A 12,525-nucleotide genomic window follows, 5' to 3' on the forward strand; every position below is an offset into this window, starting at 1 on the left:
GCTAGGAGACCCTCATGAATCCTCTTCTCAGAGCGATGGATGTCGCCATCGCCTGGTGGTGCCACGCCGTGCTGTACGTGACGCTGTCGGTCGTGTTCCTCATCCTGAGCACCAACGTCGTGCTGCGGTACGTGGCCGGCACCAGCCTGGCCTGGGCCGCGGAGCTGCCGGAGCTGATGTTCCCCTGGATGATCATGGCCGGCGTGGTGCTGGCCGCCCAGCACGGCTCGCACATCGCCGTCGTGCTGCTGACGCAGCGGCTCGGCGCCGCGCGCCGCTGGGTGCTGGCCGCGGGCTCCCTCGTGGTGGTGGTGCTGTACCTGGGCCTCGCCTGGACCGCCTGGCCGGTGTTCGAGATCGCCGCCGACGAGCGCAGCCCCATCATGCAGGTGCCGGGCTCGGTGAGCGTGGGCTGCCTGCTGCTCGGCTTCGTGCTGCTGGCGGTCGTCACCCTGTGCCGGCTTCCGCAGATCCTGCGCGGCGACGCGCACCGCGAGATCGGAGCCGACGCATGACGGTCCTCATCATCGGCCTCTTCATCGTCGCCGCGCTGGCGTCGATCCCGATCGCGCACGCGCTGGTGCTGGCCTCCGTGGGCGGCCTGCTCATCATCGACCGCGTGCCCGTCCACCTCGCGGTGGAGCAGATGATCACGCAGACGCAGAGCTTCCCGCTGATCGCGATCCCCTTCTTCATGATGACGGGCGCGCTGATGGTCAGCGGCCGGCTGGGCCAGAGCCTGGTCAGCCTGCTCTCCATGATGATCGGGCGGGTGCACGGCGGCCCCGCGCAGGTGGGCGTGCTGTCGTCCACCATCTTCGGCGGGGTGTCCGGCTCGGCCGTGGCCGATGCGTCGGCCATCGGCTCCATGCTGATCCCGTGGCTGAAGAAGCTGGGCTACCCGGCGCCGTTCGCCGCCGGCACGCTGGCGGCGGCCGCCACCATCGACATCCTGATCCCGCCGTCGATCCCGATGATCGTGTACGCGCTGGTGTCGGGGGCCTCCATCGGCGCGCTGTTCGTCGCCGGCATCCTGCCCGGGCTGCTGATGTGCGGCGGCTTCATGGCCGTGTGCTACGTGCAGGGGCGCCGCCGCAACTTCCCGCGCGACACCACGCCGTTCGAATGGCCCGCCTTCGGCCGGCAGCTGCTGCACGCCGGTCCCGCGCTGGCGATGCCGGTGCTGATCATCATCTTCCTGCGCTTCGGCATCGCCACGCCGACGGAGGTGAGCGTGATGTCCACGCTGTACGCCCTGGTGGTGTCGGGCATCGTCTATCGCGACCTGACGCTGGCCAAGCTCAAGACCGCGGCCGTGGAGGCCGGCATCTCCACCGGCGTGGTGCTGCTGATCATCATGGCGTCGAGCGTCGTGGGCTGGATCGTCACCTACGAGCAACTGCCCGCCGCCTTCACGCAGTACGCGAAGGAAACGCTGCAGTCGCCCTGGCTGATCATCCTGGCGATGAACCTGATCATGCTCGCCACGGGCATGTTCATCGACCTGCCGGCGGCCGTGCTGCTGCTCACGCCGATGTTCGTGCCGCTGGCGTCCGCCGTGGGCATGGACACCGTGCAGCTCGGGATCATGATGATCGTGAACCTGTCCATCGGGCTGTACCACCCGCCCATCGGCACCACCTTGTTCATCACCAGTTCGATCGCCAAGGTGCGCATCGGCGACGTGGTCAAGGAGCTGATTCCCTTCTACCTGGTCGCGCTGCTGTTGCTGCTGGGCTTTGCCTACCTGCCCTGGCTGACCCTGCACTGACCCTCCACTCCATCCGCGAGGTCTCATGAACCACCTTCAACACATCGCCCAGGCCGCGTGGCGCATCCGCCGCTTCGCGGTCCGCATGGGCGAAGTCCAGGGCCAGGGCTACGTCGGCCAGGCCCTGGGCTACGCCGACGTCCTGGCCACGGCCTATGCGCACGCCCTGCAACTGCGCCCCGACGATCCGGAGTGGGACGGGCGCGACCGCTTCCTGCTGTCCCACGGGCACTACGCGATCGCGTTCTATGCGGCGCTGATCGAGGCCGGCATCATCCCCGAGTCCGAGCTGGAGACCTACGGCAGCGACGACAGCCGGCTGCCCATGTCGGGCATGGCGGGCTACACGCCGGGCATGGAGATCTCGGGCGGCTCGCTGGGCCAGGGGCTGCCCATCGCCGTGGGCATGGCGCTGGGGCTGCGCCACCGCGGCAACCCGGCCTTCGTCTACAACTCCATGTCGGACGGCGAGCTCGACGAGGGCTCGACCTGGGAGGCCGCCCTGTCCGCGGCGCACCACGGGCTGGGCAACCTGATCTGCCTCGTGGACATCAACAACCAGCAGGCCGACGGCCCTTCCACCAAGGTGCTGGGCTTCGAGCCGCTGGCGGACAAGTGGGCGTCCTTCGGCTGGCACGTGCAGCGTGTGGACGGCAACCACCTGCCCGCCGTGGTGCGCGCCTTCGACACGGCCCGCCACCTGTCCGAGGCCCGGCCGCGCGTGATCCTGTGCGACACCCTCATGGGCAAGGGCGTGCCTTTCCTGGAAGCGCGCGACAAGAACCATTTCATCCGCGTGGACCCGCCCGAATGGCAGCAGGCGCTCGACGTGCTCGACGCCCACCGTCCCTGAGCGATGGAGAAGACCATGAACACCGCAACGCAGAAGAAACCCCGCCTGACCACCTCGGCCATGATCGCCTCGATCGCCGACGAGGGGCAGCGCGTCAAGGCCGCACCCTTCGGCAAGGCGCTGGTCGAGTACGCCGCCGCGCACCCCGAGGTCGTCGGCATGACGGCGGACCTGGCCAAGTACACCGACCTGCACCTCTTCGCCCAGGCGCATCCCGAACGCTTCTTCCAGATGGGGATGGCCGAGCAGCTCCTCATGGGGGCTGCGGGCGGCATGGCCAAGGTGGGCCTGGTGCCGTTCGCCACCACCTATGCCGTGTTCGGCACGCGGCGCGCCTACGACTTCATCCACCAGGTGATCGCCGAGGAGAACCTCAACGTCAAGATCTGCTGCGCGCTGCCGGGGCTCACCACGGGCTACGGCCCCAGCCACCAAGCCACCGAGGACCTCGCCATGATGCGGGCCATTCCCGGGCTCACGGTGGTCGATCCCTGCGATGCGCTGGACATCGAGCAGGCCGTGCCGCAGATCGCCGCGCATGCGGGGCCGGTGTACATGCGCCTGCTGCGCGGCAGCGTGCCGCTGGTGCTGGACGAATACGACTACCGCTTCGAGCTGGGCCGGGCCAAGCTGCTGCGCGACGGCGCGGAGGTGCTGGTGATCTCCAGCGGGCTGCTCACCATGCGCGCCCTGGAGGCCGCCAGGCAGCTGGCCGACGACAAGGTGGGCGTGGCGGTGCTGCACTGCCCGACGATCAAGCCGCTGGATACCGCCACCCTCCTGGCGGAGGCGCGGCGCCCGGGGCGGCTGGTCGTGGTGGCCGAGAACCATTCCTCCGTGGGCGGGCTGGGCGAGGCGGTGGCCGGCCTGCTCCTGCGTGAAGGGGTGGCGCCCGCGCGCTTCCGGATGCTGGCGCTGCCCGATGCCTTCCTCGACGCCGGCGCGCTCCCGACGCTGCACGACCGCTACGGCATCTCGACCGGCAAGGTCGTGGAGTCGCTCAAGCGATGGCTGGCGTGAGCGGCGCGCCCGCGGCGGTCCGCGCTCCGCACGATGTCCTGCTCGGCCTCTTCCTGGCCGCCGTGCGCCGCGCGCGGCCGGATCAGGGCATGGCCGGGTGCCTGCCGTCGCCGCCGCGCGGTCGCACGCTGGTGCTGGGCGCCGGCAAGGCCGGCGGCGCGATGGTGCACGCGCTGGAAGCGCTGTGGCCCGGGGAGGCGCCGCTGTCCGGACTGGTGGTGACGCGCTACGGGCACACGCCGCCGCGCCCGCCCGGCCTGCGCTCCCGCGTCGAGATCGCCGAGGCGGCGCATCCCGTGCCCGACGCCGCGGGCCTGCGGGCAGCTGGGCGCATGCTGGCGCTGGCGCAGGGGCTCACGCAGGACGACCTCGTGCTCTGCCTCATCTCGGGCGGCGGCTCCGCCCTGCTCACGCTGCCGGCCGAAGGGCTGGCGCTGGAGGACAAGCAGGCCATCCACCGCGCGCTGCTGCACAGCGGCGCCACGATTGCCGAGATGAACTGCGTGCGCAAGCATCTCTCGCGCATCAAGGGCGGGCACCTCGGTGCGGCCTGCGCGCCGGCCGCGGTGGTCACGCTGGCGATCAGCGACGTGCCGGGCGACGATCCCGCGGTCATCGCCAGCGGCCCCACGGTGGCCGACCCGACCACCTGCGCCGATGCGCTCGCCATCGCCGCACGCTACGGCATTCCGTTGCCGGGCCCCGTGCGCGAAGCGCTGGAAGCGGGGCGCTGGGAAACGCCCAAGCCCGGCGACGCGCGGCTGGCCGGGCACCGCGTGCATCTGCTGGCCACGCCCCAGCAGTCCCTCGAAGCGGCGGCGGAGGCGGCGCGCGCGGCCGGCCTGGTGGTGCATCTCCTGGGCGATGCCATCGAGGGCGAATCGCGCGAGGTAGGGCGCGTGCACGGCGGATGGCCCGCGCCATCGCGCAGGGGCGCAGCAGCCTGCAGCGTCCCTGCGTGCTGTTGAGCGGCGGCGAGACCACGGTGACCGTGCGTCCCACCTCCGGTGGCGGCCCGCGCGGGCGAGTTCTGCATGGGTGTCGCCGAGGCCCTGCAGGGCCAGCCCGGCGTGTGGGCGCTGGCCGCCGATACCGACGGCATCGACGGCATGGAGGACAACGCCGGCGCCCGCGTGGCCCCCGACACCCTGGCCCGCGCGCAGGCGCTGGGCCTGGCCGACCACCAGCGGCGCAACGATGCCTACGGCTTCTTCTCCGCGCTGGGCGACCTCGTCGTCACCGGCACCACGCACACCAACGTGAACGACTTCCGCGCCCTGCTCGTGTGCTGACGGGCCCGCGCCGGCGCCCACGGCGCTGGCTGGCGAATGCCCGGGAGACATCCCGGAGGCTGGCAAGCCGGCCCAGGGCGCGGATTCGTCAGCGGGATGACATGGTGGTTACGAAATGCAACAACCATCTGCATTGGTTGCAATCGGGGCGAAATCGCGGAAATCGCATGGTGGAATCCGTCGCCCCGTGCATTGGTGCGCGGGGCCGCCCGCTGCCCTGGCGCTCCCGGAGCGCCATGGGCGGGGCGTTCGATGAACGGATGGCCAATGGCGATTTCGCCAGAGAGGTATGTATCTACCTATGCGGATGCTGAAATTCCAATACAACAGGCAATGGCATGTGTGGGGCATGGGGGTGCTGTGCGCCCTGGGCGTCCTGGGCGCGGGCGGGGCTGCGGCCCAGCAGCAGGCACCCGGGGTGATGGTTCAGCCTGAAAGCGTCGGCGCGGCGATGGAAGGACAGTCCTTCATCGATCCGCAACTGAAGATGCTCTGGACGGAATACCTGCGGCGAGGCGGCAACCTGTCGGCCTCCGCAGACGACGCCAAGGGGTTCGTCGGGCCCAGGGTCGTGGACGGCATGGTGCGCATCGAGGCCCTTTCCGTCGGCGACGACACCGCGCTGGCGGCCGATCTGAAGCATCTGGGCGTGATCGACGTGCGGCAGCAGGGCAATCTGGTGCTGGGCCGGATGGCCGTGGCCAGCCTCGGAGCGCTGCGGTCGCTGCGCACGGCGCGCTTCGTGCGGCCCGCTCCCGAGCCGTTCGGCAATGCGGGTTCCGTGACCTCGCAGGGCGATGCCGTGCAGGGCAGCGAACGGGCACGCCGGATTTTCGGACTGGACGGCTCCGGCGTGGTGGTGGGCGTGACCTCCACGGGCTACGACACACAGGGCGACGCTGCCTCGGACGTGGCGCGCGGCGACCTGCCCGGGCCGGGCAACCCGAACGGGCGCCTCCAGCCCGTGCGGGTGCTGAAGGACCGCAGCAGTCCGGACAGCGACGAAGGCCGTGCGATGGCGCAGATCATCCACGACGTCGCCCCCGGCGCAGCGTTGGCGGTCTACATCCCCGAGAGCGTCCAGGACCATGCCGATGGCCTGCGCGCCCTGGCCAAGGCGGGCGCGAACATCATCAGCGACGACGTACTCTGGACCAACGATCCCTGGTTCCAGGAAGGCCCCATTAGCGTTGCCCACCGCGAGATCCTGGCCCAGCAGAACGTGGTGTCGATCAATGCCGCGGCCAACCTCGGCGACTGGTCCGCCGAAGGCTCCTTTCGGCCGCTGCCCGCACGCGATCTGACACGGGGCGGCTCTGCGGCAGGCCGCTGGCAATTGCACGACTGGGGCGGCGGGCAGACCACCTTCCCCGTCACCGTGCACCGCGGTGGCCGCGTGCGTATCGTGATGCAGTGGGACGAGCCTTTTGCCTCGTTCACCAAGTCGCGCACGGGAGCGGCCTCCGATCTGGATCTGTTTGCCTTCACCGATGCGCAGGGCAGCGACATCAGGTTCATCTCCGCGGCGCGCAATGTGGGCGGTGACCCCGTCGAATTCGTCTTCGCGCTCCTGAGGCCCGACGCGGCTGACGAAACCTTCACCATCCACATCGGCGTGGGCATGCCCGAAGGCGTGGGCCGTCTGCCGGGCCGGTTCAAGCTGATCGCGCAGCCCAACGACATGGATCTGGTGGACTGGCCGCGCGATGCGGCTTTTCATTCGGGCACCGCCGTGGGCCACAACGCCTCCGAGGGCGCCATCGTCGCCTGCGCCGTGCGCTATTGGCGGGTGAACACGCCACGCGGCCCGGTGGCTGAGCCGTTCTCCTCCACCGGCGGCTTCGCGCGCACGCGCGATGCAGACGGCAACCTCCTGCCCGAGCCGCTGGACACCCGCAAGCCGGATCTGTGCGGGCCCGACGGGGTGGACACGTCCTTCTTCGGTGTGGACATCGATGACAACGGCTGGCCCAACTTCCTCGGCACGTCCGCCGCATCCCCGCACCTGGCCGGCGTTGCCGCGCTGATGCTGCAGGCTTCCGGCATGAAGATGCGCGCTGACGAGGTGGGGCCGGCGTTGCGTGAAACGGCGCGCGACATGATGGACTTCGACGATCCCCTCAGCGGGCCGGGCTACGACGTGCGTTCAGGCTACGGCTTCGTCAACGCGGAGCTGGCAGTGTCCCGCGCCATGGCACTGCGCTACCGCCGCTGAGCGCCTCCGGGCGGGGCTGCGGCGCCGTGCCGGCGATGGACCGGCACAGCCGTGAAGAGCGGACTGACTCGCAGGCCCGCCGGTCAGTCCGCTGCGCGCAGCCGCCGCCCCCGGTCCAGGTAGAACATCTGCTGTCACCCCTGCGTGGCATGGCTGTAACGCCAGGGCAGCGACACCAGCGGCACCACCGCATGGTGCAGATGCGGCGCTTTGCCCGCCGCCTTGCCCGAGGTGCCCACCGCCCCAATGCGCGTGCCCCGGCCCACGAAGCGCGGCAGCGGCGCTGCCCCGCCCGCATCCGTTTTCGGTGGCTCCAGGTGCGCGTAGTAGAGGATGCGCCAGCGCGGCCCCCGCACCGCCACCACGTGCCCGCCAATGCCCGGCTCGCCCCGGTACACCACGATGCCGGGCACCGCCGAGACCACGTCGCGCCCGCGCGGCGCGAAGATGTCGATGCCCTTGTGCAGACCCGGCACGCCCCAGGGCCCATGCCGGAACGTGCGTGGATTCCAGTCGCGCACCGTGGAGTCGACGATGGGGAGGACGAAGCCAAGGGCAGCGAGGGCGATAAGCAGCGTAAGAACTTGGCGAGGGGCGGCATGGGAGGCATAAGGTTTTGCCTGTGCCTGTTCTCTCACGCAACTGTCTCCCACCATGGGTGATCTATCGTGATGGATGGTTCGGTGCCTGCTTCAGGCTGAACGCTGTCGGATGCATCTGCGGTGGCGAGCGATGGTGAAGAGCAGCAGCGGTCCTTCAGAGGCCGCCGTCCCGACCGTCAACTGCACCGCCATTACCAGTCAATGGGGTGTTGCAGCGCCACGCCACGCCTGAACGACAGCTGGCGCACCTGGCGACCGTTCCCACTCGACCCGTTGCAGACCCCTCGGCCTGCGATTTCAGCCTCCGAAAGCAGCCCAAGTTAGGTCTTCGTGTTGGTCTTGTGGCGCCCCACGTGCGCTACCAGTGCGACCTTCTCGTCCTTGTGCCAGGCCCAGTGAATTGATAAGCACGTGTCAGGCTGCTTCGCGCCCAGGGTAATGTGCGGCGAGATGTCCATTTCCTGACCGTTGTAGGTTGCGGTGTACTCGCCACCCCATTTGCCCTTGGACGTCTGTGATACATCATCGGCATAGTCAAAGCCTCGCGCTTTGAAAAGCTGGCGAAGGGAGCCACCAGCTTTGCCTGAGCCGATAGTCTCGCCCCAGATCGACGCTACCTCCTCCAGCGCCGCGAGCGCTTCCTGAACGCGTTCTGGCTGCTTGTAGGGGGAGGCTGAAGCGGAAGAATGGGCAGACGGCAGGAAGCGGACGTTCTTGGATCTGGCTTCTGCTTGTCGCACAGCCTCTTCAACGCTCGTAGGAACCACTGGCTCCGGGACGACAGCTGGCGCCTGCGAGGTAGGAGGCGTCAGGTCCTTCCAAGTGGCATGCGCCACGAGGGCCGCAGCATTCTCACGCAAGGTCTTATTCTCTTGCAGAAGCTCCGCGTTGGTAGCCTCTATTGCCTTGAGCTTCTGCTCCATCTCAATGAGGTCGTCGAGGAGTTCGTCTTCGGACTTCGCTCCGCTTTTGCGAGCCGCCTCACGAGCCTCTCGCTCCGCCGCCGAGCGAATTCGCGAGATGGCGAGGGGCTCCACATGCCTGAATGAAGCTGCGTCGAAGACCATGTTGCAGAGTTGGCCGAGCGTGCGATCGGTGGCATCCGCATCCTTGAACTGCCATGGCATCCAGAGCGGATGCGTGAACGGGTCAGCCTCGTCATGAAAGCGAGGCCAGTAGAGGCGAACGGCGCCGCCAAAGCAGGACAAGGTCTTGCCAACTTCTTCTGTCAGTCTGAACGCTGCCCACTTGTCGGCCAATTCGTAGACCTTGGCCACGCCTGCAAGACGTTCTGCTAGCTCGTTTGAGTTGGTCATGGGAACGTCATCCTGCACGCGCCTCGACACGAGAACGATGGGATACGGGCGAGTCGAGTCCGTCAGTTCGCTGACCAGCAAGTCAACGTGCTCTGCACCGACAAGCTCAGGCGTCAGACTGTAAGGGTGGCCTTGAAGGCGTATCGAACGAAGACGTGAAAGGTCGCGGATGACCCGAGGCGAGCCGAGCTTGATGCTTGTAGGCGCTATCACCAGCTGTAAGCCCGTCACGGCCAACTCCACCGATAACAGCAGTCCATCGCCTTGCTTGAGCAGGGATAAGGCAATGACCCATCCCAGGCTCTTGTCGTACTGGTCTGGGTATGCCCACCGTAGGTCAACCAGTTGTTCGCTGGGCGCCTCCTTGGTGGCGTGGTGCCGAATGGAGAGCTGATGCCCTTCGGCGGGACTAACCGTCAAGTCTCCTTCCCCCAGGCTCTGAAACACGTCAATGGAGAGGCGCTGACGACGGTACCAGTCCTGTATCCACCGACCGACGTAGTTCAGCGAGATTGAAACGTCGGATTCGTCGCCGACCTCCAGTGCTGTGGCATAAACGGTTCGCATGCTTGCGCCTCCCTCAATATAGCGACCTACCCTGTCAGCGGGTTGGCTGCCGATCAGCTCACGGGTGATCAGCGTTTCTGTTCAACTTCGGATGACCAATGATGCACCAACCAACGTGCTCCCAGCACCCTGAGCTGCCACTCAAGAGTGACCGCAAAGGCCGGAAGCCGCCTGTCAGTTCAGTTGGGCAAAATGGGACACGGCGCTATATGCGCGCCGTGTATGCCGTATAACGACTCGCGTTAGTCGGCGTCGTGGGGCAGGCTGGGGCAGGCTGCTTCACGGCTGCGCCGATCCGCGCACAGCTCGCTGCGAATGCGCTTGAAGTCAAACTCACCCTGGAGCGCCCTGTCCATGCCGTCCAGCATGACTGGCGCCTTGATTGCCGCCTCCCTGTGCGGCATCCCACGTTCGGTCAACTGATCGCGCAGCTTGTCGCTGACCTCCGAGAACTCGTACTCCTCAAGGGCCCTGGTCAGGTGCCAGTCGAGGCTCATCGCATACATGGGGCGAAATGTCCGGTCTTGCATTATTTTCCTTCCGTTGAGTTGGGCGCCGACGTTTACGCGTCGACAGTGCAATATTCACGGCTGACGCTATCCTGCTCTACCGGAAATCACGGAAACCGATGCTCACAGCCACGCCATCCGCTCACGCACACTTGCCTACCTTCTCCGCCGTCATTGATGGCCTGGCCTCTGGGCTTGGGGTCGCACGGAACAAGGAGGATGCGCTCGCCGGCCTCGGCTCGTTTGGCGGACGGATCGACGCCTATAGCGGCTCGCCTCACCGCGCTGGCCTCGAAGACCGGCTGTTGGTTCTGCTCGCGGGCTCGAACGAAGTGCTCCGAAGCCTTGTCAAAGCACAACTGCTCGATATCGAAACGGAGATAACCAATGCCAGGGCTATCCCACTGATTACCGAGGCGACGGTGGAAGAAGGGCTGCGGCGCTTTATCGAGATCTGGGCGGCCCCATGGATTGCTCAGATGCTTGCTGATGCCCGCCAACACCCTGAGTCAGTGCTGGACATCGCTCGGATACTGCTTGAAGTGCATGCCGCTTCTGTCACCGGTGGCAACACAAGCTATCTAGCCACTTGGAAGACAGAGGTCAAACGAGCGATTCCTGAGAGCGTCAACGCCCCTGAGTTCCGTTCGACGCTCGCCAGACTGGATCAGCGCTCGCAGCGCAAGCACTCGTCCATCGAGCAGGACCTTGCCGACCTGCGCGTTGAAATGCAGAGCGGCTTCTCCTCTCCGGAGGAGCTTGACGCCGCGGTTGACGCGGTGCGCCGGTTGTACCTCGCTGGCATGGCAACGATGCGGCTGTGCGCCATGGCTTCCGAGATCATTCCAGAGCAAGATCTTCTCGCTCTGGTGGCCGGTAAGCTGCTTGCAGCCTTGGACAGTAGCGGTGACTCCCCTGAGAAAACACAGAAAAACCGCATCCGCATGTGCTGGGGCTACCTCGACCCTTATTGGACGCTGTCAAAGGAGTACGACAAACTTGTCGCTCAGGTGAACGAGCTGGACGAAGCGAATCTCGACAAGTTGCGTGCGGATTCGCACGCGGTCACCCCCTCCGGCTTGTTGATGTTCGTCATCGACTATGCGGAGGGGTGCTGGCATCTTCGTCATGGCCGCAATGAATTAGCCGAGCAGTGCTTACAGAGAGTTGTCGCGAGAGCCGAGGACCGACAACTTGGCAAAATCGCTGCGGATTCTGCAAGTATCCTGATCGCGCTCCGACTCGCTGGGCCTGGCCCGCTCATGTTCTATGAGCTGAATCCCCTGATGCGCGTACGCATTGACAACATGCCGCAGTCGATGCAGATATGTATCGAATATATTCCGACGCCCTTCTCGGATTGCTCCCCCCGCCCCAAGCCGAGCTTCTATGACTCGCACTTGATGGAGTGCGTGGCCTTCTTCAACGAAGTTACTCGCGCTCCAGGTGTGTCCGCGATCTGCAATCCTCTGCAGCGCTTTGATGCAAGCCTGGAGAACCTGATCGACAGGTCCCGTGAGGCTGGCGCCAAGCTGAAGGAGGTGGAACGGGAGCGACCGGCCATTGTTGGCACGTCCGTCAAGCCGTATCAAGTGCTCAGGGACCACCTTTACTACAGAGGCGTGCTCTTCGGATGGAATCAATCAGACCTGCCCGGCATGGATGCTTACATCATGCTGCCATCGCCTGATCAACTTCGCCTTCTGCGCTTCGTAGATCCAGACCAGTTCCAACTTGACCTGCAGGCGCATCGCTTAGATTCGTGGCGACATCCTGATGATGCGCAGTGATGTGTTGAGGCGATGGGCTGCCAACCAGACGCCGATGCCGCCATGCGTCAGCAGAGGTCATAAACGCGCTCGAGGTAGCGACGTGCGTCTACGTCAGCAGACCTCCGATACCGGCCAGTCGAGCTGCGCCAGACCGTTCCATGCAATGACCACAGTTGCGCAGATACCGTGAGTCGGGGATGTGAGGGCAAGTGACCGAGAACGCTGCTTACCAAGCACTGGAGCCATTGCATGAAGTGCTCGCAATGGATTGCAATGTGTCTTCCTATCCCAGTTGAATTTCCCTCTTCATCTTGTCCAGCGTAGCAACTTACTTCAACCGTAAAAATACTTCTCAGAGCGTGTTTACGATCTCCCCCGACAATCCTGGGGTGAAAAGAAAGCCATACCCAAGCGACATCAGTAGAGAGAAGTTTGCCGAGATCGAGCCGCTGCTGCGCAGCGTTCGGCGCAGCACCAAACCGATCAAGCTGGATCTGTACGAAGTGTTCTGTGCAGTGCTGTACCTGCTTCGCACGGGTTGTCAGTGGCGCTATCTGCCGCCGCAGTTCCCCAAGTGGCACAACGTCTATGCGTACTGGCGCAAGTGG

Annotated in this window: 10 protein-coding genes and 1 pseudogene; 8 read left to right on the forward strand and 3 right to left on the reverse strand. The window is 66.1% G+C overall.

What is annotated here, in order from left to right:
* The first annotated feature begins 14 nt into the window (after positions 1–14).
* From AX018_RS19940 to AX018_RS19965, 6 genes and pseudogenes are all read left to right on the forward strand, one after another.
* Positions 15–515 carry a TRAP transporter small permease gene (locus AX018_RS19940; RefSeq protein ID WP_111880954.1) on the forward strand — a complete coding sequence of 167 codons (501 nt, stop codon included), beginning with the start codon at positions 15–17 and terminating at the stop codon, positions 513–515.
* Positions 512–1,771, forward strand: coding sequence for a TRAP transporter large permease (locus AX018_RS19945; protein ID WP_111880956.1), 1,260 nt, complete (start codon positions 512–514; stop codon positions 1,769–1,771). The genes AX018_RS19940 and AX018_RS19945 overlap by 4 nt, the downstream gene beginning before the upstream one ends.
* A 25-nt stretch (positions 1,772–1,796) precedes the next feature.
* Positions 1,797–2,624: a transketolase gene (locus AX018_RS19950; protein ID WP_111880958.1), complete on the forward strand. Its 828-nt coding sequence runs from the start codon at positions 1,797–1,799 to the stop codon at positions 2,622–2,624.
* Between the two features lie 15 nt (positions 2,625–2,639).
* Complete coding sequence (locus AX018_RS19955; RefSeq protein WP_111880977.1) at positions 2,640–3,644, forward strand: transketolase family protein; 1,005 nt, start codon at positions 2,640–2,642, stop codon at positions 3,642–3,644.
* Positions 3,632–4,936 (forward strand): annotated as a pseudogene (locus AX018_RS19960) (glycerate kinase type-2 family protein). The gene AX018_RS19955 and the pseudogene AX018_RS19960 overlap by 13 nt, the downstream one beginning before the upstream one ends.
* Before the next feature lie 307 nt (positions 4,937–5,243).
* Positions 5,244–7,151, forward strand: coding sequence for a S8 family peptidase (locus AX018_RS19965; protein ID WP_111880961.1), 1,908 nt, complete (start codon positions 5,244–5,246; stop codon positions 7,149–7,151).
* A gap of 134 nt (positions 7,152–7,285) precedes the next feature.
* On the opposite strand, the gene AX018_RS19970 is transcribed toward AX018_RS19965, so the two are convergent.
* From AX018_RS19970 to AX018_RS19980, 3 genes are all read right to left on the reverse strand, one after another.
* Positions 7,286–7,672, reverse strand: a complete 387-nt coding sequence (locus AX018_RS19970) for a M23 family metallopeptidase (RefSeq protein WP_211322488.1) — start codon at positions 7,670–7,672, stop codon at positions 7,286–7,288.
* A 401-nt stretch (positions 7,673–8,073) separates the two neighbouring features.
* Positions 8,074–9,636, reverse strand: a complete 1,563-nt coding sequence (locus AX018_RS19975) for a hypothetical protein (RefSeq protein WP_111880966.1) — start codon at positions 9,634–9,636, stop codon at positions 8,074–8,076.
* Positions 9,637–9,878: 242 nt separating this feature from the next.
* Positions 9,879–10,142 carry a hypothetical protein gene (locus AX018_RS19980; protein WP_245951722.1) on the reverse strand — a complete coding sequence of 88 codons (264 nt, stop codon included), beginning with the start codon at positions 10,140–10,142 and terminating at the stop codon, positions 9,879–9,881.
* Positions 10,143–10,297: 155 nt separating this feature from the next.
* Between AX018_RS19980 and AX018_RS19985 the strand changes: the two genes are divergently transcribed.
* A complete protein-coding gene (locus AX018_RS19985; protein WP_245951724.1) occupies positions 10,298–11,935 on the forward strand; it encodes a hypothetical protein in 1,638 nt (545 codons plus the stop codon).
* Positions 11,936–12,306: 371 nt separating this feature from the next.
* Positions 12,307–12,525, forward strand: a 219-nt coding sequence (locus AX018_RS19990) for a transposase (protein WP_170146262.1), incomplete at its 3' end; no start/stop codon positions are given.

The sequence above is a fragment of the Paracidovorax anthurii genome (genome assembly GCF_003269065.1).
GTDB lineage: Bacteria > Pseudomonadota > Gammaproteobacteria > Burkholderiales > Burkholderiaceae_C > Paracidovorax > Paracidovorax anthurii.